At 43.2% G+C, this 23,315-nt stretch carries 23 protein-coding genes; 22 read left to right on the top strand and 1 reads right to left on the bottom strand.

Features of this window, described 5'->3' with window-relative positions:
* Positions 1-153: 153 nt before the first annotated feature.
* From purF to purB, 11 genes are all read left to right on the top strand, one after another.
* Positions 154-1,596, top strand: coding sequence for an amidophosphoribosyltransferase (gene purF, locus HT708_RS02595; RefSeq protein ID WP_138700230.1), 1,443 nt, complete (start codon positions 154-156; stop codon positions 1,594-1,596).
* 217 nt (positions 1,597-1,813) lie between these two features.
* Entirely contained in the window at positions 1,814-2,836 is a 1,023-nt protein-coding gene (purM, locus tag HT708_RS02590; protein WP_001284585.1) for a phosphoribosylformylglycinamidine cyclo-ligase, read from the top strand.
* On the top strand, positions 2,833-3,387 hold the full coding sequence (purN, locus tag HT708_RS02585) for a phosphoribosylglycinamide formyltransferase (RefSeq protein ID WP_000717510.1): 555 nt from the start codon (positions 2,833-2,835) through the stop codon (positions 3,385-3,387). The genes purM and purN overlap by 4 nt, the downstream gene beginning before the upstream one ends.
* Complete coding sequence (locus tag HT708_RS02580) at positions 3,384-3,758, top strand: hypothetical protein (RefSeq protein ID WP_001017821.1); 375 nt, start codon at positions 3,384-3,386, stop codon at positions 3,756-3,758. The genes purN and HT708_RS02580 overlap by 4 nt, the downstream gene beginning before the upstream one ends.
* 43 nt (positions 3,759-3,801) lie before the next feature.
* Entirely contained in the window at positions 3,802-4,266 is a 465-nt protein-coding gene (locus tag HT708_RS02575; RefSeq protein WP_000569796.1) for a GNAT family N-acetyltransferase, read from the top strand.
* Between the two features lies 1 nt (position 4,267).
* Positions 4,268-5,815, top strand: a complete 1,548-nt coding sequence (gene purH / locus HT708_RS02570; protein WP_000161907.1) for a bifunctional phosphoribosylaminoimidazolecarboxamide formyltransferase/IMP cyclohydrolase — start codon at positions 4,268-4,270, stop codon at positions 5,813-5,815.
* Positions 5,816-5,936: 121 nt separating this feature from the next.
* Positions 5,937-7,199: a phosphoribosylamine--glycine ligase gene (purD, locus tag HT708_RS02565; protein WP_172925928.1), complete on the top strand. Its 1,263-nt coding sequence runs from the start codon at positions 5,937-5,939 to the stop codon at positions 7,197-7,199.
* Between the two features lie 191 nt (positions 7,200-7,390).
* On the top strand, positions 7,391-7,882 hold the full coding sequence (gene purE, locus HT708_RS02560) for a 5-(carboxyamino)imidazole ribonucleotide mutase (protein WP_000165489.1): 492 nt from the start codon (positions 7,391-7,393) through the stop codon (positions 7,880-7,882).
* Positions 7,869-8,960, top strand: a complete 1,092-nt coding sequence (gene purK / locus HT708_RS02555; RefSeq protein WP_172925927.1) for a 5-(carboxyamino)imidazole ribonucleotide synthase — start codon at positions 7,869-7,871, stop codon at positions 8,958-8,960. Before purE ends, purK begins: the two co-directional genes overlap by 14 nt.
* A 9-nt stretch (positions 8,961-8,969) precedes the next feature.
* A complete protein-coding gene (locus HT708_RS02550) occupies positions 8,970-9,197 on the top strand; it encodes a hypothetical protein (RefSeq protein WP_023935448.1) in 228 nt (75 codons plus the stop codon).
* Between the two features lie 63 nt (positions 9,198-9,260).
* Positions 9,261-10,556 carry an adenylosuccinate lyase gene (purB, locus tag HT708_RS02545; protein ID WP_172925932.1) on the top strand — a complete coding sequence of 432 codons (1,296 nt, stop codon included), beginning with the start codon at positions 9,261-9,263 and terminating at the stop codon, positions 10,554-10,556.
* A 259-nt stretch (positions 10,557-10,815) separates the two neighbouring features.
* Here purB and HT708_RS02540 read toward each other — a convergent pair whose 3' ends face one another.
* Positions 10,816-11,532 (bottom strand): GntR family transcriptional regulator, encoded by a 717-nt coding sequence (locus HT708_RS02540; RefSeq protein ID WP_024478238.1) that lies wholly within the window; start codon positions 11,530-11,532, stop codon positions 10,816-10,818.
* Between the two features lie 345 nt (positions 11,533-11,877).
* Here HT708_RS02540 and HT708_RS02535 point away from each other — a divergent pair, with 345 nt between their 5' ends.
* The 11 genes from HT708_RS02535 (at position 11,878) to HT708_RS02485 (ending at position 23,134) form a co-directional block, all read left to right on the top strand.
* On the top strand, positions 11,878-13,665 hold the full coding sequence (locus HT708_RS02535) for a beta-galactosidase (protein ID WP_172925926.1): 1,788 nt from the start codon (positions 11,878-11,880) through the stop codon (positions 13,663-13,665).
* A complete protein-coding gene (locus HT708_RS02530) occupies positions 13,662-14,138 on the top strand; it encodes a PTS system mannose/fructose/N-acetylgalactosamine-transporter subunit IIB (RefSeq protein WP_000156972.1) in 477 nt (158 codons plus the stop codon). The genes HT708_RS02535 and HT708_RS02530 overlap by 4 nt, the downstream gene beginning before the upstream one ends.
* A 27-nt stretch (positions 14,139-14,165) precedes the next feature.
* Positions 14,166-15,071, top strand: coding sequence for a PTS mannose/fructose/sorbose/N-acetylgalactosamine transporter subunit IIC (locus HT708_RS02525; RefSeq protein WP_000617007.1), 906 nt, complete (start codon positions 14,166-14,168; stop codon positions 15,069-15,071).
* Positions 15,058-15,873: a PTS system mannose/fructose/sorbose family transporter subunit IID gene (locus tag HT708_RS02520; RefSeq protein WP_000185300.1), complete on the top strand. Its 816-nt coding sequence runs from the start codon at positions 15,058-15,060 to the stop codon at positions 15,871-15,873. Before HT708_RS02525 ends, HT708_RS02520 begins: the two co-directional genes overlap by 14 nt.
* A gap of 6 nt (positions 15,874-15,879) precedes the next feature.
* On the top strand, positions 15,880-16,284 hold the full coding sequence (locus tag HT708_RS02515; RefSeq protein WP_007284837.1) for a PTS sugar transporter subunit IIA: 405 nt from the start codon (positions 15,880-15,882) through the stop codon (positions 16,282-16,284).
* A gap of 298 nt (positions 16,285-16,582) precedes the next feature.
* On the top strand, positions 16,583-17,749 hold the full coding sequence (locus HT708_RS02510; protein ID WP_000903556.1) for an SIS domain-containing protein: 1,167 nt from the start codon (positions 16,583-16,585) through the stop codon (positions 17,747-17,749).
* A 115-nt stretch (positions 17,750-17,864) separates the two neighbouring features.
* Entirely contained in the window at positions 17,865-18,902 is a 1,038-nt protein-coding gene (locus tag HT708_RS02505; RefSeq protein ID WP_000649432.1) for an aldose epimerase family protein, read from the top strand.
* Between the two features lie 200 nt (positions 18,903-19,102).
* Positions 19,103-19,957, top strand: coding sequence for a VOC family protein (locus HT708_RS02500; protein WP_000220708.1), 855 nt, complete (start codon positions 19,103-19,105; stop codon positions 19,955-19,957).
* A gap of 140 nt (positions 19,958-20,097) precedes the next feature.
* Positions 20,098-20,862, top strand: coding sequence for a nucleoside phosphorylase (locus tag HT708_RS02495; RefSeq protein ID WP_000614982.1), 765 nt, complete (start codon positions 20,098-20,100; stop codon positions 20,860-20,862).
* A gap of 213 nt (positions 20,863-21,075) precedes the next feature.
* A complete protein-coding gene (locus tag HT708_RS02490) occupies positions 21,076-22,455 on the top strand; it encodes a TrkH family potassium uptake protein (RefSeq protein ID WP_000897723.1) in 1,380 nt (459 codons plus the stop codon).
* Between the two features lie 13 nt (positions 22,456-22,468).
* Positions 22,469-23,134 (top strand): TrkA family potassium uptake protein, encoded by a 666-nt coding sequence (locus HT708_RS02485; protein ID WP_001283900.1) that lies wholly within the window; start codon positions 22,469-22,471, stop codon positions 23,132-23,134.
* Positions 23,135-23,315 lie beyond the last annotated feature (181 nt).

The following is a 23,315-nucleotide window of genomic DNA, read 5'->3' as shown; positions in this document are numbered from 1 at the left end:
CAGATTTTCTAATAGATAGTATCAATAATGTAAAAGTCATGTAGATCTAGGTCATGATGATTGCAAATGTTTTGTTTTGCGAGTGAAGGAGCTCCTACCGTATCATTCCGCTCTACTGAAGGAATGATACACAAATGAAAATTAGGTATAAAAATGACATACGAAGTAAAATCTCTTAATGAAGAATGTGGTGTTTTCGGTATCTGGGGACATCCAGATGCTGCTAAATTGACCTATTTTGGTCTCCACAGTCTTCAGCACCGTGGTCAGGAGGGGGCAGGAATCCTCTCCAATGATCAGGGACAATTGAAGCGCCATCGTGACATGGGGCTTTTATCAGAAGTCTTCAGAAATCCAGTTAATTTGGATAAATTGACAGGAACTAGTGCGATTGGTCATGTGCGTTATGCGACTGCTGGCGAAGCTTCTGTAGATAATATTCAGCCTTTCCTCTTCCGTTTTCACGATATGCAGTTTGGATTGGCTCATAATGGAAACTTGACCAATGCGGCCTCTCTCAAGAAAGAATTGGAACAAAGAGGCGCGATTTTCAGCGCGACTTCGGACTCGGAAATCTTGGCTCATCTCATTCGTCGCAGCCATAATCCGAACTTGATGGGCAAAATCAAGGAGGCACTCAGCCTAGTTAAAGGTGGTTTTGCCTATATCTTGCTGTTTGAGGACAAGTTGATTGCGGCTCTTGACCCCAATGGTTTCCGTCCGCTTTCTATCGGGAAAATGGCCAACGGAGCGGTGGTTATTTCCTCTGAGACCTGTGCTTTTGAGGTCATTGGTGCAGAGTGGATTCGTGATTTGAAGCCAGGTGAGATTGTGATTATTGATGACGAGGGCATTCAGTATGACAGCTATACAGATGATACTCAGTTAGCAATCTGTTCTATGGAGTATATCTATTTTGCCCGCCCTGATTCTAACATTCATGGTGTCAATGTCCATACGGCACGTAAACGTATGGGTGCCCAATTGGCGCGAGAATTCAAGCATGAGGCGGATATTGTAGTCGGTGTACCCAATTCTTCACTCAGCGCAGCTATGGGATTTGCGGAAGAGTCTGGGCTACCAAATGAAATGGGCCTCATCAAGAACCAATACACCCAACGTACCTTTATCCAACCGACTCAAGAATTGCGGGAGCAAGGGGTGCGGATGAAACTCTCTGCTGTTTCAGGCGTTGTAAAAGGCAAGCGTGTGGTTATGATTGATGACTCTATTGTACGTGGGACGACCTCTCGTCGTATCGTTCAGCTATTGAAAGAAGCGGGAGCGACTGAAGTTCACGTTGCTATTGGAAGTCCAGCGCTAGCTTATCCATGCTTCTATGGGATTGATATCCAGACCCGTCAGGAGCTGATTGCGGCCAATCATACGGTCGAAGAAACGCGCCAAATCATTGGTGCGGACAGTCTGACCTACCTTTCCGTTGAGGGGTTGATTGATTCAATTGGTATTGAAACGGATGCGCCAAATGGTGGTCTCTGTGTCGCTTATTTTGATGGTGATTACCCAACGCCTCTCTATGACTACGAAGAAGACTATCGTAGAAGTTTGGAAGAAAAGACCAGTTTTTACAAATAGATCACAGATTCTCCATTAAAGAAAAGGAATATAAAAATGACAAATAAGAATGCTTATACTTCACGTCTCACTATTGACTAAAAGCTAAAGCATTTGTCAGTAGACGCTTTCTCCTATGGGACTAAAGCTAGAGACCTGACTAGTATTTTTAGATAAAATAATTGTTTATCTAAAAATACGTCGCAGTCTTTCCCAAAAAAAGAAAAGGAAAAATAAAATGGCAAATAAAAATGCGTACGCTCAATCTGGTGTGGATGTTGAAGCGGGTTATGAAGTTGTTGAACGGATCAAAAAGCACGTGGCTCGTACGGAGCGTGCAGGTGTCATGGGAGCTCTGGGTGGCTTTGGTGGTATGTTTGACCTTTCAAAGACTGGGGTCAAAGAGCCCGTCTTGATTTCAGGGACTGACGGTGTCGGAACCAAGCTCATGCTGGCCATCAAGTACGACAAACACGATACCATCGGTCAGGACTGTGTTGCCATGTGTGTCAATGATATCATTGCTGCAGGTGCGGAGCCCCTCTATTTCCTTGACTATGTAGCAACAGGGAAGAATGAACCAGCTAAGCTAGAACAAGTTGTTGCTGGTGTGGCAGAGGGCTGTGTGCAGGCAGGCGCTGCCCTTATCGGTGGGGAAACAGCTGAAATGCCTGGCATGTATGGCGAAGATGACTATGATTTGGCTGGTTTTGCGGTCGGTGTGGCTGAAAAATCTCAAATCATTGACGGTTCAAAAGTGGCAGAGGGAGATGTTCTTCTTGGACTTGCTTCAAGTGGGATTCATTCCAATGGTTACTCTCTCGTTCGTCGTGTCTTTGCTGACTATACAGGTGAGGAAATCTTGCCAGAATTGGAAGGTAAGAAACTTAAGGAAGTTCTTCTTGAGCCGACTCGTATCTATGTCAAGGCTGTCTTACCACTCATCAAGGAAGGGTTGGTCAACGGCATTGCCCACATCACTGGTGGTGGCTTTATCGAAAATGTCCCTCGCATGTTTGCAGCTGACTTGGCTGCTGAGATTGAGGAAAGCAAAGTTCCAGTGCTTCCTATTTTCAAAGCTCTTGAAAAATATGGTAAAATCAAACATGAAGAAATGTTTGAAATCTTCAATATGGGTGTGGGGCTTATGCTGGCAGTTAGCCCTGAAAATGTAAGTCGTGTCAAGGAATTGTTGGATGAACCAGTCTATGAAATCGGTCGTATCGTCAAGAAAGAAAACGAAAGTGTCATCATCAAATGAAAAAAATAGCGGTTTTTGCCTCTGGTAATGGCTCAAATTTTCAGGTGATAGCGGAACAATTTCCAGTAGAGTTTGTCTTTTCAGACCATCGTGACGCCTATGTGCTCGAACGTGCAGACAAGCTCGGCGTTCTGTCCTATGCTTTTGAACTCAAGGAGTTTGAGAGCAAGGCAGACTACGAAGCAGCCATTGTCGAACTCTTGGAAGAGCACCAGATTGACTTGGTTTGTCTAGCAGGCTACATGAAAATTGTTGGGCCAACCTTATTGGCGACTTATGAAGGTCGGATTATCAACATTCATCCAGCCTACTTGCCAGAATTTCCAGGAGCTCATGGGATTGAGGATGCTTGGAATGCTGGCGTTGCTGAGAGCGGCGTGACCATTCATTGGGTGGATTCAGGTGTGGATACAGGAAAGGTTATCAAACAAGTGCGTGTGCCACGACTAGCTGATGATACGATTGACAGTTTTGAAACTCGCATTCATGAGGCAGAGTACAAGTTGTATCCGGAGGTGCTGGATAGTTTGGGAGTGGAGAGGAAGAAATGAATATTGATCACTACTATATGGAGTTAAAGAATAAGTTATCTAACAGACCAACCCTACTGGATAATACTAATGATTTTCTTTTTGTTTTAGTAAATACAGTGAAAGCTATGATAGAAAATACTGATAAAAGTCAGCTTTCAGAGTTAGATAAAATTTTAGATGGTGTCACAAGTCAAGAATTAAAACTTGCCTATGATTTCTGTCAAGGGAGATTCGGTCAAGCGGGTTTTTCTTATCGTAGGCACCCGAATTATTTTTATTTGTCCAGTTTAATTGCGACTTTTCCAGAATTTGAGTTGTCTAAAGCAGACCGAGATTATCTCAAAGGAATCATAAATTTTGATAACTACCTTTTATATGAGTTGGATTAGTCTTTAATCAACTCAAAACCCTATTTATTCAAAAGGAGAAAAAATGATTGAGATAAAATTAGTAGATGAGAGCAGTTTTCAGGCAGTGCTGGATTTGAAAATATCTGAAGCTGATGAACGAGCACGTTTTGTGGCTCCAAATGTACGCTCTTTAGCTGACGCATGGCTCTACCGGGAAAATGAAGATGTGTTTCCGAGGGCAATCTATTGGGATAAGCAAGTGGTTGGCTTTCTCCTGCTGGAAATAGACAAGGATGAAGCGGAATACTTTATCTGGCGGATAATGATTGGTCAGCAGTACCAAGGAAGAGGTTATGGTAGAAAAGCCTTGGAAGTTCTAATCAAAGAGGCTCAGATGGATAGAGTCTGCAGTCATATTGTTGCAGATTATGTGGTTGGAAATGAAAAAATGAAGCACCTGTTGACTAGTTTGGGTTTTCAGGAAACAGGATTTATAGAAGAAAATAACGAAGTCGCTATGCGCTTGGACTTAAAGAAAGAGGAATAGAATGACGAAAAAAGCCTTAATCAGCGTCTCAGACAAAGTGGGTATTGTTGAATTTGCCCAAGAACTTAAAAAACTCGGTTGGGACATCATCTCAACAGGTGGGACCAAGGTTGCCCTTAATAATGCTGGGGTAGATACCATTGCGATTGATGATGTGACTGGGTTCCCAGAAATGATGGATGGTCGTGTCAAGACCCTTCACCCAAATATCCACGGGGGACTTTTGGCTCGTCGTGACTTGGATAGTCACTTGGAAGCAGCTAAGGACAATCAGATTGAGTTCATCGACCTTGTTGTGGTCAACCTTTATCCATTCAAGGAAACAATCCTCAAACCGGATGTGACTTATGCTGATGCAGTTGAAAATATCGATATTGGTGGGCCATCTATGCTTCGTTCAGCAGCGAAAAATCATGCCAGTGTGACGGTTGTGGTAGACCCTGCTGACTATACAGTGGTTTTGGACGAGTTGTCAGTTAACGGCGAAACCACTTACGAAACTCGCCAACGTTTGGCAGCCAAGGTTTTCCGTCACACAGCGGCTTATGATGCCTTGATTGCAGAGTATTTCACAACTCAAGTGGGTGAAAGCAAACCTGAAAAGCTGACCTTGACTTATGACCTCAAGCAGGCCATGCGCTATGGGGAAAATCCTCAACAGGATGCAGATTTCTACCAAAAAGCCTTGCCGACTGACTACTCGATTGCATCTGCTAAACAGCTTAACGGGAAAGAATTGTCATTCAACAATATCCGTGATGCGGATGCTGCCATTCGTATCATTCGTGATTTCAAAGATCGTCCAACCGTTGTGGCTCTCAAACATATGAATCCATGTGGAATTGGTCAAGCTGACGACATCGAGACTGCTTGGGACTATGCTTATGAGTCTGACCCAGTCTCAATTTTCGGTGGAATCGTCGTTCTCAACCGTGAGTTGGATGTTGCGACAGCTGAGAAGATGCATGGTGTTTTCCTTGAAATCATCATCGCACCAAGTTATACGGATGAAGCGCTAGCTATTTTGACCAATAAAAAGAAAAACTTGCGTATCCTTGCCTTGCCATTTGATGCTCAAGAGGCTAGCGAAGTGGAAGCAGAATACACAGGTGTTGTCGGTGGACTTCTGGTACAAAACCAAGACGTGGTCAAAGAAAGCCCAGCTGACTGGCAAGTGGTGACCAAACGCCAGCCAACTGAGACAGAAGCGACTGCTCTTGAGTTTGCTTGGAAAGCTATCAAGTACGTCAAATCAAACGGTATCATCGTAACCAATGACCACATGACACTTGGTGTCGGTCCGGGTCAAACTAACCGTGTGGCTTCTGTTCGCATCGCTATTGAGCAAGCTAAAGACCGTCTTGACGGCGCTGTTCTTGCTTCGGATGCCTTCTTCCCATTTGCGGATAATGTGGAAGAAATCGCCAAAGCAGGGATCAGGGCTATCATCCAGCCGGGTGGATCCGTCCGTGACCAAGAGTCTATCGAAGCTGCTGACAAATATGGCTTGACAATGGTCTTTACAGGTGTGAGACATTTTAGACATTAAGAACGTTAAAGGGAAGAAAACAGTTTCTTTCCTTTTTTGGCTTAAAATGCTAACTGAAACAAGATTAAAACGAACTTTTTTGATATAATGTTGGTAAATAATTCGCAAAAGAGGTTGAGGAATGAAACTGCTTGTTGTCGGTTCTGGTGGTCGTGAGCATGCGATTGCTAAAAAGTTACTTGAATCAAAAGACGTGGAAAAAGTCTTTGTAGCTCCTGGGAATGATGGGATGACTCTGGATGGTTTGGAATTGGTAAATATCTCTATTTCCGAACATTCTAAATTGATTGACTTCGCAAAGGCCAATGATGTTGCTTGGACCTTTATCGGTCCAGATGATGCCCTTGCTGCTGGTATCGTGGATGATTTTAACCAAGCTGGGCTTAAGGCCTTTGGTCCGACTAGGGCTGCAGCGGAGCTGGAGTGGTCCAAGGATTTTGCCAAGGAAATCATGGTCAAATATGGTGTTTCGACAGCAGCCTATGGCACATTTTCAGATTTCGAGGAAGCAAAGGCCTATATCGAAAAGCATGGTGCGCCTATCGTAGTCAAGGCGGATGGCTTGGCGCTTGGGAAGGGTGTCGTCGTTGCTGAGACGGTTGAGCAAGCGGTCGAAGCCGCTCATGAGATGCTTTTGGACAATAAATTTGGTGACTCAGGTGCGCGCGTGGTTATTGAGGAATTCCTTGAAGGAGAGGAATTTTCACTCTTTGCCTTTGTCAATGGTGATAAGTTCTACATCATGCCAACGGCTCAGGACCACAAACGTGCCTACGATGGCGACAAAGGGCCTAACACGGGTGGTATGGGTGCCTATGCGCCAGTTCCACACTTACCACAGAGTGTAGTTGATACAGCGGTTGACACCATTGTCAAGCCAGTTCTAGAAGGGATGATTAAAGAAGGTCGCCCTTATCTGGGAGTTCTTTACGCAGGGCTTATCCTGACAGCTGATGGACCCAAAGTCATTGAGTTCAACGCTCGGTTCGGAGATCCAGAAACTCAGATTATCTTGCCTCGATTAACCTCTGACTTTGCACAAAATATTACGGATATCCTCGATGGCAAGGAGCCAAACATCACCTGGACAGACAAGGGGGTGACTCTGGGTGTGGTTGTCGCATCCAACGGTTATCCGCTAGACTATGAAAAAGGTGTCAAGTTACCAGCCAAGACAGAAGATGACATTATCACCTATTATGCAGGGGCTAAGTTTGCGGAAAATAGCAGAGCACTGCTATCAAATGGCGGACGTGTCTATATGCTCGTCACCACAGCAGACACCGTCAAAGAAGCCCAAGATACCATTTACCAAGAACTCGCCCAACAAAAAACAGAAGGCCTCTTCTACCGAACCGATATCGGAAGCAAGGCAATTAAGTAAAGATATAAGAAAAAGCGACGTAGTCGCCAAATGCGATAATGGTCGCCGTGGTGAAAAGACCAGAACGGGTTCTGATCTGGTCGGGGGAAGCTTTGAGACCTTAGGCTCAAAGTTTAGGAATGAAACCGAAGGTTTGCTTCCGTCCCCACCACCTAAGACTATTATCAAAAAAGAAGAAAAAAGGAAAAATTATGACTAAACCAATTATTTCCATCATCATGGGCTCAAAATCCGACTGGGCAACCATGCAAAAAACAGCAGAAGTCCTAGACCGCTTCGGTGTAGCCTACGAGAAGAAGGTTGTCTCTGCCCACCGCACACCAGACCTCATGTTCAGACATGCCGAAGAAGCTCGTAGCCGTGGCATCAAGGTCATTATCGCAGGTGCAGGTGGCGCAGCCCACTTGCCAGGAATGGTAGCTGCCAAAACAACCCTTCCAGTCATTGGCGTGCCAGTCAAATCTCGTGCCCTTAGTGGCGTGGATTCACTCTATTCTATCGTTCAGATGCCGGGTGGGGTGCCTGTTGCGACAATGGCTATCGGTGAAGCTGGAGCGACTAACGCAGCTCTCTTTGCCCTCCGTCTCCTCTCTGTAGAAGATAAGTCCATTGCGGATGCACTTGCCAACTTTGCTGAAGAACAAGGAAAAATCGCAGAGGAGTCGTCAAATGAGCTCATCTAAAACAATCGGAATTATCGGTGGCGGTCAACTGGGTCAGATGATGGCCATTTCTGCTATCTACATGGGGCACAAGGTTATCGCGCTGGATCCTGCGGCGGATTGCCCGGCTTCTCGCGTGGCGGAAATCATTGTGGCACCTTATAACGATGTGGACGCCCTCCGTCAGTTGGCAGACCGTTGCGATGTCCTCACTTACGAGTTTGAAAATGTCGACGCTGACGGTTTGGATGTCGTTATCAAGGATGGACAACTCCCTCAAGGAACAGATCTGCTCCGCATTTCGCAAAATCGTATTTTTGAAAAGGACTTTTTGTCAAACAAGGCTCAAGTCACTGTGGCACCCTACAAGGTCGTGACTTCTAGCCTAGACTTGGCAGATATCGACTTGTCGAAAAACTATGTCCTTAAGATCGCAACAGGTGGTTATGATGGACACGGGCAAAATGTCATTCGTTCAGCAGACGATTTGGAAGAAGCCTATGCATTAGCCGACTCAGCAGCTTGTGTCTTGGAAGAATTTGTCAATTTTGACCTTGAGATTTCTGTCATCGTGTCAGGAAATGGGAAGGAGGTGACGTTTTTCCCAGTTCAGGAAAATATCCACCGCAACAATATCCTGTCTAAGACCATCGTACCAGCCCGTATTTCTGAAAGTCTAGCAGACAAGGCTAAAGCTATGGCAGTGCGAATCGCAGAACAACTCAACTTGTCTGGAACTCTCTGTGTGGAAATGTTTGCGACAGCTGATGACATCATTGTCAATGAGATTGCTCCACGACCACACAACTCAGGCCACTACTCTATTGAAGCCTGTGATTTCTCTCAGTTTGACACCCATATTCTCGGTGTTCTCGGAGCACCATTGCCAGCCATAAAACTACATGCGCCTGCCGTCATGCTTAACGTTCTCGGCCAGCATGTTGAGGTCGCTAAAAAATATGTCACAGAAAATCCAAGCGCCCATCTCCACATGTATGGTAAAATAGAAGCAAAGCATAATCGTAAGATGGGACATGTGACTTTGTTTAGTGATGTACCGGATAGTGTGGAAGAGTTTGGGGAAGGGATTGATTTTTAGGACAAGTTCATGATACAAATTATCGTTAATACATTTATTGAAAAGGATAAGACTGGAGCAGTTGTCGAAGTCTTGTATGCCAGTGCTGACCAAGATAAGGTACAAGCTAAATATGAAGAACTAGCTGCACAATACCCCGAAAATTATTTAGCTATCTATGATGTACCGCTGGATACGGATTTGAATATACTAGATCATTACCCGTCTGTGTTTATTGGAAAAGAGGAGTTTGAGTAGAAATCTTGCTTTACCTAGATAGCTTATTCCCAACAGCTTAAGAAGAAAGGAAAAATGAACAACATGATCAACCGTTACTCTCGCCCTGAGATGGCGAATATTTGGAGTGAAGAAAATAAATACCGTGCTTGGCTTGAGGTGGAAATCCTCTCTGACGAGGCATGGGCTGAGTTGGGGGAAATCCCTAAGGAAGATGTGGCTTTGATTCGCAAGAAGGCGGACTTTGACATCGACCGTATTTTGGAAATTGAGCAGGAGACGCGCCACGATGTGGTGGCTTTCACGCGTGCGGTTTCTGAGACTCTTGGTGAAGAGCGCAAGTGGGTTCACTATGGCTTGACTTCTACTGACGTGGTGGACACGGCCTATGGTTACCTCTACAAGCAGGCCAACGACATCATCCGTCGTGACCTTGAAAACTTCACTAATATCATCGCTGACAAGGCCAAGGAGCACAAGTTCACCATCATGATGGGGCGTACCCACGGTGTGCATGCTGAGCCTACAACCTTTGGTCTTAAATTGGCAACTTGGTACAGCGAAATGAAACGCAATATCGAGCGTTTCGAGCATGCAGCTGCTGGTGTAGAAGCTGGTAAGATTTCTGGTGCGGTTGGGAACTTTGCCAATATCCCACCATTTGTAGAGGAGTATGTCTGCGATAAACTTGGCATCCGTGCCCAAGAAATCTCTACACAAGTCCTTCCTCGTGACCTTCACGCTGAGTACTTTGCGGTTCTTGCCAGCATTGCGACTTCAATCGAACGTATGGCGACTGAGATTCGTGGTCTACAAAAATCTGAGCAACGCGAAGTAGAAGAGTTCTTTGCTAAAGGGCAAAAAGGGTCTTCAGCAATGCCTCACAAACGCAACCCAATCGGTTCTGAAAATATGACTGGTCTGGCGCGTGTCATTCGTGGTCACATGATTACGGCTTATGAAAACGTCGCTCTCTGGCACGAACGCGATATTTCCCACTCATCAGCTGAGCGTATCATCACACCAGATACGACCATTTTGATTGACTACATGCTCAACCGTTTTGGAAATATCGTTAAGAACTTGACAGTCTTCCCAGAAAATATGATCCGAAACATGAACTCGACTTTTGGTCTTATCTTTAGCCAACGGGCTATGTTGACATTGATTGAAAAAGGCATGACCCGTGAGCAAGCCTATGACTTGGTGCAACCAAAAACAGCCTACTCTTGGGACAACCAAGTAGACTTTAAACCACTTCTTGAGGCAGATTCAGAAGTAACATCACGTCTCACACAAGAAGAAATCGATGAAATCTTCAACCCAGTTTATTACACCAAACGAGTGGATGATATCTTTGAACGTCTTGGATTAGGATAATTAGAATAAAAATCGAATTTCTATTACTCCATTTATAGGAGTAGCAGAACTTCGATTTTTCTTTTTTATTAAAGTGCTTTTGAAAAAAATAACCAATATTTTATAATATATTGAGTATAGAATAGTATACTGTAACTTCTAAAATATTACTAGAAATTGATTTAAATTTCCTAATCGATTTGTCCATATTCTATTTCAATCTACTATGTCATATAATAAGCATAGAAAAAGCCCGAGCGATTAGGCTCAGGCTTTCTTCTTAGTGATCACGGTCACATGAGATGAATTTAATCTTGTAGTAATCAGATCGTTTGTAAGTTTCACTGTATTCTAAAACTTGGCCAGTTGATTCGAGTTTGGTGATTTTAGTTTGTAGGACAGTAGGGAATTGTTCATCGACTCCGAGGACTGAAGCCGCATGTTCTGGAGTTGGAAAGACTATTTCGTTGATTTCTTCAAAGTGTTCATTATTCATGTGAATGTGGTAGTCTAACTTGAAACGGTTATAGATAGAACTATAGTATTCAAGGTTTGGATAATTTGCGTTGATATATTGTTCTGGGATGTAGGATGTATGGTAGATATAAACGACACCGTTTGATTCGCGGATACGTTCAATCTTGTAGTAGAATTGATCGCCGCGTAGACCCAATTTTTCCAAGTAAACGAGCTTGTTTCCGCGTTCAATTGAAAGAACAGTTACCTTATCATCTTTAGCATTAAAGAGTTCAATATCTGAAAACTCTACAAGCTTGTGTTTGCGTGCACGCGAAACGAAGGTTCCTTTTCCTTGTTGGCGGACAATATAGCCATCTTTAGCAAGGTCGTTTAAGGCGCGGACAACTGTGATAGAGCTGACATCGTACATTGAAATGAGCTCTGCTTCAGTGTAAAATTTATCTCCACTGCTAAACTGCCCAGAGATGATTTTATTTTTTAATTCGTCTTTTATGTATTGATATTTGGGAATTGCCATATTTTTACCTCTATTTTCCTTCTCCATAGAAAATTTTACCATAAAAGCGAAAAAAATAGTAGTCTTTTGAATAAAAAATTAGATAACAGATTAAAAAATTAAGTTACATAGGCATTGTACGTATTTTATAAATGTATTTTGTGCAAAATTATTTTAGGTTCTCTATTCCGAATGTAAAGAGCGTTTGAAATGGGTCTGAAAATGTTTGAAACTAATTGAACGTGTGTATAATAGTAAAATTACAGTAAATATTCCGACAATTTCTATTGACAATTCAAACAGATTGGTTTATAATTACTATAACAACGAGTGAAAGCGCAAACTTTGCAATCAAAAGGTAGTTTTATGACACGATTTGAGATACGAGACGATTTCTATTTAGATGGGAAACCGTTCAAGATTTTGTCCGGCGCCATTCATTATTTTAGGATTCCTCCAGAGGATTGGTATCATTCGCTCTATAACTTGAAGGCTCTTGGTTTTAATACGGTAGAGACTTATGTGGCTTGGAATTTACACGAGCCTCGTGAGGGTGAGTTTCATTTTGAAGGAGCTCTGGATTTGGAGCGATTTCTACAGACAGCGCAAGACTTGGGTCTCTACGCTATCGTTCGTCCGTCACCCTTCATCTGTGCGGAGTGGGAATTCGGTGGTTTACCAGCCTGGCTCTTAACCAAAGACATGAGGATTCGTTCTTCAGATCCTGCCTATATTGAGGCTGTCGGTCGCTATTATGATCAGCTCTTGCCACGACTGGTTCCACATCTGTTGGACAATGGTGGCAATATCCTCATGATGCAGGTTGAAAATGAGTATGGTTCTTATGGAGAAGATAAGGCTTACCTGAGAGCCATTCGACAGCTGATGGAAGAGCGTGGCGTAACCTGTCCTCTCTTTACATCAGATGGTCCTTGGAGAGCTACTCTGAAAGCGGGAACCTTAATCGAAGATGACCTCTTTGTAACAGGGAACTTTGGTTCTAAGGCACCTTACAACTTTTCACAGATGCAGGAATTCTTTGATGAGCATGGCAAGAAATGGCCGCTCATGTGTATGGAGTTCTGGGATGGCTGGTTCAATCGTTGGAAAGAACCGATTATCACACGGGATCCTAAGGAATTGGCAGATGCAGTTCGAGAGGTTTTGGAACAAGGCTCCATCAATCTTTACATGTTCCACGGTGGTACAAACTTTGGCTTCATGAATGGTTGCTCAGCTCGAGGGACTTTGGACCTGCCACAAGTTACATCTTATGATTACGATGCTCTTCTGGATGAAGAAGGAAATCCAACTGCCAAATACTTGGCAGTCAAGAAGATGATGGCAACACATTTCCCAGAGTATCCGCAGTTAGAACCACTCTACAAAGAGAGTATGGAGTTGGATGCTATACCAATAGTAGAAAAAGTTTCCTTGTTTGAAACCTTGGATAGCTTGTCAAGTCCAGTAGAAAGCCTCTATCCTAAAAAGATGGAGGAGCTGGGACAAAGCTATGGTTACTTACTCTATCGAACAGAAACAAACTGGGATGCAGAAGAAGAAAGACTTCGTATCATTGACGGTCGAGATAGGGCCCAGCTGTATGTCGATGGTCAGTGGATTAAAACCCAATATCAGACAGAGATTGGGGAAGATATTTTTTATCAAGGTGAAAAGAAAGCGTTATCTAGGATTGACATATTGATAGAAAATATGGGGCGTGTCAACTATGGGCATAAGTTCTTAGCAGATACGCAACGTAAGGGAATTCGGACAGGGGTTTGTAAGGATTTGCATTTCTTACTGAACTGGAAACACTATCCACTCCCACTAGACAATCCTAAGAAAATTGATTTTTCAAAAGGATGGACTCAAGGACAACCAGCCTTTTACGCTTATGACTTTACAGTCCAAGAGCCAAAAGATACTTACCTAGACTTGTCTGTGTTTGGTAAGGGAGTTGCCTTTGTCAATGGGCAGAATCTAGGACGTTTTTGGAACGTCGGCCCAACCCTCTCACTTTATATCCCTCATAGCTATCTCAAGGAAGGTGCCAACCGCATCATCATCTTTGAAACAGAGGGCCAATATAAAGAAGAGATTCATTTAACTCGTAAACCTACACTAAAACACATAAAGGGGGAAAACTTATGACAATTGTAGGATGCCGTATCGATGGACGTTTGATCCACGGACAAGTAGCCAATCTTTGGGCTGGAAAACTAAATGTTTCACGTATTATGGTTGTAGATGACGAAGTTGTCAACAACGATGTTGAAAAGAGTGGTTTGAAACTTGCGACACCACCAGGTGTAAAATTGAGTATTTTGCCAATTGAGAAAGCGGCAGCCAATATTCTTGCTGGTAAATACGATAGCCAACGTCTCTTTATCGTTGCTCGTAAACCAGACCGCTTCCTTGGTTTGGTAGAAGCAGGTGTACCACTTGAAACCCTTAATGTTGGGAATATGTCTCAAACACCAGAAACTCGCCCTATCACACGTTCTATCAACGTAGTAGACAAGGATGTGGAAGATTTCCACAAATTGGCAGAAAAAGGTGTTAAACTTACTGCTCAAATGGTTCCAAATGATCCAATTTCAGACTTTTTGAGCTTATTAAAATAGGAAAAAATTTTTTAGGAGGTCATTGTTATGATACAATGGTGGCAAATTTTACTTCTCACTTTGTACTCAGCTTATCAAATCTGTGATGAGTTGACGATCGTTTCATCTGCAGGTTCCCCTGTATTTGCTGGTTTCATTACTGGTTTAATCATGGGAGATGTGACTACTGGTTTGCTTATCGGTGGTAACTTGCAACTGTTCGTTCTTGGGGTTGGTACCTTCGGTGGTGCTTCTCGTATCGACGCAACTTCTGGTGCGGTTCTTGCGACAGCCTTCTCTGTTTCACAAGGAATTGATGCACCGCTTGCCATTACTACAATCGCTGTACCAGTAGCAACTCTCTTGACTTACTTCGACGTTCTTGGTCGTATGACTACTACCTTCTTCGCTCACCGTGTGGATGCTGCCATCGAACGCTTTGACTATAAAGGTATTGAACGCAACTACTTGCTTGGTGCGATTCCTTGGGCTTTATCTCGTGCCCTTCCAGTCTTCTTTGCCCTTGCTTTTGGTGGTGAATTTGTACAAGGCGTAGTAGACTTCGTTACAAAATACCAATGGATTGCAGATGGTTTGACACTCGCAGGACGTATGCTTCCAGGTCTTGGATTTGCAATCTTGCTTCGTTACCTTCCAGTTAAACGTAACCTTCATTACCTTGCTATGGGATTTGGTTTGACAGCTATGTTGACTGTTCTTTACTCATATGTAACAGGTCTTGGTGGCGCTGTTGCTGGTATCGTAGGTACTCTTCCTGCTGAAGTTGCTGAAAAAATTGGTTTCGTGAACAACTTCAAAGGATTGTCTATGATTGGTATCTCTATCGTAGGTATTTTCCTTGCAGTGCTTCACTTCAAAAATAGCCAAAAAGTAGCTGTAGCAGCACCTTCTACACCATCAGAAAGTGGGGAAATCGAAGATGACGAATTCTAATTACAAACTAACAAAAGAAGATTTTAATCAAATCAACAAACGTAGCTTGTTTACTTTCCAATTAGGTTGGAACTACGAACGTATGCAAGCTTCTGGTTACCTTTACATGATCTTGCCTCAGTTGCGTAAAATGTATGGGGATGGAACTCCTGAATTGAAAGAAATGATGAAAGTTCATACTCAATTCTTCAATACTTCACCATTCTTCCATACTATTATCGCTGGTTTTGACCTTGCCATGGAAGAAAAAGATGGTGTAGGTTCAAAAGACGCCGTTAACGGTATCAAGACAGGTTTGATGGGACCATTCGCTCCTCTTGGGGATACAATCTTTGGTTCACTTGTACCTGCTATCATGGGGTCAGTCGCAGCAACTATGGCTATCGCTGGCCAACCTTGGGGGATCTTCCTTTGGATTGCAGTTGCAGTAGCGTATGACATCTTCCGTTGGAAACAGTTGGAATTTGCTTACAAAGAAGGGGTTAACCTTATCAACAACATGCAAAGTACCTTGACAGCTTTGATTGACGCTGCATCTGTACTTGGTGTCTTCATGATGGGTGCTCTTGTAGCAACAGTGATTAACTTTGAAATTTCTTACAAGTTGCCAATCGGTGAAAAGATGATTGATTTCCAAGACATCTTGAACCAAATCTTCCCACGTTTGCTTCCAGCAATCTTTACTGCCTTTATCTTCTGGTTGCTTGGTAAGAAAGGTATGAACTCTACTAAAGCTATCGGTATTATTATCGTACTTGCTTTGACTCTTTCTGCCCTTGGTCACTTTGCACTTGGAATGTAATTCCTTATGACTAAATCATTAATTTTGGTGAGCCATGGTCGCTTCTGTGAGGAGCTTAGAGGTAGCACAGAAATGATTATGGGCCCACAAGACAACATTTACACAGTAGCTCTTCTTCCAGAAGATGGCCCAGAAGAATTTACTGCTAAATTTGAAGCTGTTATTGAAGGGGTGGATGATTTCCTAGTCTTTGCGGATCTTCTCGGTGGGACACCTTGTAATGTGGTGAGTCGCTTGATCATGGAAGGTCGTGATATTGACCTTTACGCAGGGATGAATCTTCCAATGGTGATTGAATTTATCAATGCGAGCCTTACAGGCGCAGATGCGGACTACAAGAGCCGTGCTGCAGAAAGTATTGTGAAAGTTAATGACCTGTTAGCGGGCTTCGATGATGACGAAGATGAATAATACTCTTCGAAAATCTCTTCAAACTACGTCAACGTCGCCTTGCCGTAGGTATATGTTACTGACTTCGTCAGTCTTATCCGGCAACCTCAAAACGGTGTTTTGAGCTGACTTTGTCAGTCTTATCCGGCAACCTCAAAGCAGTGCTTTGAGCAGCCTGCGGCTAGTTTCCTACAGATTTTAGTTGGAACTCGATTCAATTCATGTGACAACGTGAAAATCGTTAGAGCATTTTATATAAAATATACATGGGAATGGAGCTTACTCCCATTCCCATATTTAATAGAAAAAGAGGAACTCAATGCTACATTATACAAAAGAAGACTTGCTCGAATTGGGTGCAGAAATCACTACGCGTGAAATCTACCAACAGCCTGATGTATGGAGAGAAGCTTTTGAATTTTACCAAGCAAAACGTGAAGAAATTGCAGCCTTCCTACAAGAAATCGCTGATAAACATGACTATATTAAGGTTATCTTGACAGGTGCTGGGACTTCTGCTTATGTGGGAGATACCTTGCTACCTTACTTTAAGGAAGTCTATGACGAACGCAAATGGAATTTCAATGCTATTGCGACAACAGATATCGTTGCCAATCCAGCAACCTATTTGAAAAAAGATGTGGCAACTGTCCTTGTGTCTTTTGCTCGTAGTGGGAACTCGCCTGAAAGTGTGGCGACTGTTGATTTGGCCAAATCCTTGGTGGATGAGCTTTATCAAGTGACGATTACTTGTGCAGCAGATGGTAAATTGGCTCTTCAAGCTCACGGTGATGACCGTAATCTCTTGCTCTTGCAACCAGCTGTCTCTAATGATGCTGGATTTGCCATGACTTCTAGCTTTACGTCTATGATGTTGACAGCTCTCTTGGTCTTTGATCCTACAGAATTTGCTGTTAAGTCTGAACGTTTTGAAGTTGTATCTAGTCTTGCCCGTAAAGTTTTAGACAAGGCAGAAGATGTCAAAGAGCTCGTTGATTTAGACTTTAACCGTGTCATCTATCTAGGCGCTGGTCCTTTCTTTGGACTTGCTCATGAAGCTCAGCTCAAGATTTTGGAATTAACTGCTGGTCAAGTTGCGACCATGTATGAAAGCCCAGTTGGCTTCCGTCACGGTCCAAAATCTCTTATCAACGAAAATACAGTTGTTTTGGTCTTTGGTACAACGACAGACTACACTCGTAAGTACGACTTGGACTTGGTTCGTGAAGTTGCTGGTGACCAGATTGCTCGTCGTGTTGTGCTTTTGAGTGATCAAGCTTTTGGTCTTGAAAATGTCAAAGAAGTGGCCCTTGGTTGTGGCGGTGTCTTGAATGATATTTACCGTGTCTTCCCTTACATCGTTTATGCCCAACTCTTTGCCCTATTGACTTCACTCAAGGTAGAAAATAAACCAGATACACCGTCTCCTACAGGTACAGTAAACCGTGTAGTACAAGGTGTCATAATTCACGAATATCAAAAGTAAGACAGTGTTTATGAATTCTTGACAAGAGGATTTGTAAATTATCAGATAAACCATAGATTGTCAGTACGCTTTCTATGGTTTGTTTGCTTGAGAGAAATAGTAAAAGGAGAACAGAATGAAAGCATACACAGAGCGTGTATTTGGAAATGTTGAGGGCGAGGATGTCTTGGCCTATCGATTTGAGACAGACGGTGGCTACCAACTTGAGGTTATGACTTATGGTGCGACCATCTTGCGCTATGTCGCACCTGACAAGGCTGGAAATTTTGCCAATGTTATCTTGGGATTTGATGACTTTGATAGTTATGTAGGCAATAGTCCCAAGCATGGAGCAAGTGTAGGTCCTGTAGCGGGTCGTATTGCAGGTGCGACCTTTGAGCTCAATGGTAAGACCTATGACCTTGAGGTTAATAATGCTAGCAACTGTAATCACAGTGGTTCAACTGGTTGGGATTCCAGCTTGTTTGAAGTTGAAGAAGTAAGCGATCATGGCTTGACTCTCTACACAGAGCGTACAGATGGGACAGGAGGGTTCCCTGGAAATCTCAAGATTTGGATCAGTTATCACTTGGAAGAAACTGGTGCCTATAAAATCAGCTACAAGGTGACGACCGATCAGGATACGCTGGTCAATCCAACCAACCACAGCTATTTCAACTTGTCTGGTGATTTCACGCAGACGATTGACCGTCATGTCTTCCAACTAAATACAGAGGGTATTTACCCAATCGCTCCCGATGGTGTTCCTGCCAAAACTCCAGAAGCCAACCGTGATGTGGTCAAACACATCTACAATGGTGCCTTGTTGAAGGATATCTTTGCAGAAGAAGATGAGCAAATCCAGCTGGCATCAGGTTTGGATCACCCATTTGCCCTTCCTGTAGGCCATGACAATGCTGGATTCCTTTATGACCAAAATTCAGGTCGCTTCCTGCTTTTCAAGACAGAAACTCCTTGCTTTGTGGTCTACACAGCAAACTTTGTGGATGAGAGTGTACTTGTGGCTGGTCAGCCAATGGTGCAGCACAATGGGATTGCCCTTGAAGCGCAAGCTTTACCAGATGCCATTCACAGCGACCTCAAAGACCAAGTCATTCTTAAAGCTGGTCAAACCTTCACCAGTAAGACACGTTATGAACTTGTTGTGAAATAAAAAAGCTGGTCAAAAAGTCTTTAAAATTAAAATAACGCATATTGTCAGGTGATGAAAAGTTTGATAATATGCGTTTTATTATGAAATGATTTACTTTATATTATCCTGAAATGGTGTTATTTTTGAGTTATCTGGCTTGACTTTCTTGATGGAAATTATACAATAGTTGTAATAATTACAACGAGAAAAGAGGACCATTTATGACCTATGAATACAAGAGTCACATTTATTTGGCAGAGACAGTTTTAAATGTAAAGGATTTGGCCAGTCAAACAGCCTTTTATCAGCAAGTTATTGGTTTAGAAATCTTATCTCAAACTGAGACAGAGTCCATTCTAGGCCTTGGTGGAAAAGTCTTGGTACAGCTGATTCAAGCACAAGAGAGCGGAGAAGTGAGGGAACATTGTGGTCTTTACCATTTGGCCATTCTCTTGCCCACACGCAAGGCTTTGGCTGATGTCTTGAAACACCTGACAGATTTACAGATTCCTCTTGTCGGCGGTGCAGACCATGGTTACAGTGAAGCTATTTACTTGGAAGATTTGGAGGGAAATGGCATTGAACTCTATCGAGATAAGCCGGTTTCCACATGGGATATTCGAGAAGATGGACGCATTATCGGAGTGACGGAGGCTCTTGCGGCGCAGGACATTTATGAGTTGGGGGAAAGAGTAGAGCCCTTTATCTTGACAGAAGGTACGAGAATGGGGCATATTCATCTTTCCGTCAAGGATAGTCGAAAGTCCAGCCAGTTTTATCAAAAGGTGTTAGGGCTAGAGGATAAATTCAGTGTGCCTAGCGCTAGTTGGATTGCGGCTGGAGATTACCATCATCATTTAGCAGTTAACGAATGGGGAGGAAAAGGTCTGGATTCGCGTAAGCAAGGCTTACCAGGTTTAGCCTACTATGTCATCGAAGTCGCACATAAAGAAGAACTGTTAACGATTGCCCAACGAGCACAAGAAGTTGACGCACCAATCAAATGGATGACATCGAGCCAATTGGAAATCACAGACTCAGATGGAATTGTGACTCGTATTTGCTTAGCTCGATAGACAGGATGTGATGAAAATCAGAGCATCAATTGTAGAAAGTGGTTTTTATTCTAGTATTAGCTTTTCCTCAGTTCATCAGCTTCCTCCTTGACACTTTGTCAGTTTTTGATACAATAGTACAAAATTAGAGGAGGTGGGTTATGATTCAGAAACATGCGATTCCCATTTTAGAGTTTGATGATAATCCTCAGGCGGTTATCATGCCCAATCACGAGGGGCTGGACTTGCACTTGCCCAAGAAATGTGTCTATGCATTTTTAGGTGAAGAGATTGACCGCTATGCGAGGGAAGTAGGGGCGGACTGTGTCGGCGAATTCGTTTCAGCCACCAAGACCTATCCAGTCTATGTCGTGAACTACAAAGGCGAGGAGATTTGTCTGGCTCAGGCTCCTGTTGGTTCAGCTCCAGCAGCCCAGTTTATGGATTGGTTGATTGGCTATGGTGTGGAGCAGATTATTTCCACAGGTACCTGTGGTGTGCTAGCCGATATAGAGGAAAATGCCTTTCTAGTCCCTGTTCGCGCTCTGCGAGATGAAGGAGCCAGTTACCACTATGTGGCACCTTCTCGTTATATGGAAATGCAGCCAGAGGCTATTGCTGCCATTGAGCAAGTTTTGGAAGTCAGAGGGATTCCCTATGAAGAAGTCCTGACCTGGACGACAGACGGTTTTTACCGAGAAACGGCTGAAAAGGTGGCTTATCGTAAGGAAGAGGGCTGTGCTGTTGTGGAGATGGAGTGTTCTGCGCTTGTGGCAGTAGCCCAACTGCGAGGGGTTCTCTGGGGAGAATTGTTGTTCACAGCTGATTCCTTAGCAGACTTGGACCAGTACGATAGTCGTGACTGGGGATCGGAAGCTTTTGAGAAGGCGTTAGAACTGAGTTTAGCAAGTGTTGTGCAACTTTAGTCGCTTTTCTCGGCAGTTTCTTATCTTAGTGAAGGAGAACTTTAAAAGCTTGATTGATGATTATTTTTTGCCGAATAAAATAGGAAGTCGGTAGTTTTTAGACGTTTCTAGAAATGGACGAGTTTGGATAACCTCTTTTTTAGGATAAGCGTACGCGATGTTTTGTCCATTCCTATTTGAGATATTTCTTTTGTTTTATGGTACAATGGAAACATGTTATTCAAATTATCTAAGGAAAAAATAGAGCTAGGCTTATCTCGTTTATCGCCAGCCCGTCGTATTTTTTTGAGTTTTGCCTTGGTCATTTTACTAGGCTCTCTTCTTTTGAGCTTGCCCTTTGTCCAAGTTGAAAGCTCACGAGCGACTTATTTTGATCATCTTTTCACTGCTGTCTCTGCAGTCTGTGTGACAGGTCTTTCAACCCTTCCAGTAGCTCACACATATAATATCTGGGGTCAAATAATCTGTTTGCTCTTGATTCAGATCGGTGGTCTAGGACTCATGACCTTTATTGGAGTTTTCTATATCCAGAGCAAGCAAAAGCTTAGTCTTCGTAGCCGTGCAACTATTCAGGATAGTTTTAGTTATGGAGAAACTCGATCTTTGAGAAAGTTTGTCCATTCTATTTTTCTCACAACTTTTCTAGTTGAGGGTTTGGGAGCTCTATTCCTCAGTTTTCGTTTTGTTCCACAACTTGGCTGGGGGCGCGGTCTTTTTAGTTCCATTTTTCTAGCTATATCCGCCTTCTGTAATGCAGGTTTTGATAATTTGGGGAGCACCAGTTTATTTGCTTTTCAGACCGATTTACTGGTCAATCTGGTGATTGCAGGCTTAATTATTACAGGTGGTTTTGGCTTTATGGTCTGGTTTGATTTGGCTGGTCATGTAGGAAGAAAGAAAAAAGGGCGCCTGCACTTTCATACGAAGCTTGTACTATTATTGACTCTAGGTTTGTTGTTATTTGGAACGGCAACTACTCTCTTTCTTGAGTGGAACAATGCTGGAACGATTGGCAATCTCCCTGTTGCCGATAAGGTTTTAGTTAGCTTTTTTCAAACAGTGACGATGCGAACAGCAGGCTTTTCTACGATAGATTATACTCAGGCTCATCCTGTGACTCTTTTGATTTATATCTTACAGATGTTTCTAGGTGGGGCACCTGGGGGAACGGCTGGGGGGCTCAAGATTACGACATTTTTTGTCCTCTTGGTCTTTGCGCGAAGTGAGCTTTTGGGCTTGCCTCATGCCAATGTTGCGAGACGAACGATTGCGCCGCGAACGGTTCAAAAATCCTTTAGTGTCTTTATTATCTTTTTGATGAGCTTCTTGGTAGGATTGATTCTGCTAGGGATGACAGCCAAAGGCAATCCTCCCTTTATCCACCTCATATTTGAAACCATTTCAGCTCTTAGTACAGTTGGTGTAACGGCAAATTTGACTTCTGATCTTGGGAAATTGGCTCTCAGTGTTATCATGCCACTTATGTTTATGGGACGAATTGGTCCCTTGACCTTGTTTGTTAGCTTGGCAGATTACCATCCAGAAAAGAAAGATATGATTCACTATATGAAAGCAGATATTAGTATTGGTTAAGAAAGGAAAGAGAATGTCAGATCGTACGATTGGAATTTTAGGATTGGGAATTTTTGGGAGCAGTGTCCTAGCTGCCCTAGCCAAGCAGGATATGAATATTATCGCTATTGATGACCACGCAGAGCGCATCAATCAGTTTGAGCCAGTTTTGGCGCGTGGAGTGATTGGTGACATCACAGATGAAGAATTATTGAGATCAGCAGGGATTGATACCTGCGATACCGTTGTCGTCGCGACAGGTGGAAATCTGGAGTCGAGTGTGCTTGCGGTTATGCACTGTAAGAGTTTGGGGGTACCGACTGTTATTGCTAAGGTCAAAAGTCAGACTGCTAAGAAAGTGCTAGAAAAGATTGGAGCTGACTCGGTTGTCTCGCCAGAGTATGAAATGGGGCAGTCTCTAGCACATACCATTCTTTTCCATAATAGTGTTGGTGTCTTTCAGTTGGATAAAAATGTCTCTATTGTGGAGATGAAAATTCCTCAGTCTTGGGCAGGTCAAAGTCTGAGTAAATTAGACCTCCGTGACAAATATAATCTGAATATTTTGGGCTTCCGAGAGCAGGAAAATTCCCCATTGGATGTTGAATTTGGACCAGATGACCTCTTGAAGGCAGATACCTATATTTTGGCGGTCATCAACAACCAGTATTTGGATACCCTAGCAGCATTGAATTTGTAAAAGAGGGAGCTTCCCTCTTTTTTGATGCTTAAGATGGTAAATAGAGACAGAAGCCTTGTATTCTAGTAAAAGTTCTTCAAAGGCTGGACTTTATGGTAGAATAGAAAGCAGTGACAAGAGAGAGTAATACTCTTCGAAAGTCAAATTTAAACCACGTCAACGTCACCTTGCCGTAGGTATA

Source organism: Streptococcus sp. 3613, from assembly GCF_013277375.1.
Classification (GTDB): Bacteria; Bacillota; Bacilli; order Lactobacillales; family Streptococcaceae; genus Streptococcus; species Streptococcus pseudopneumoniae.
Note: the sequence above shows the minus strand (reverse complement) of the source record. Positions and strands in the feature narration are given on the sequence as shown.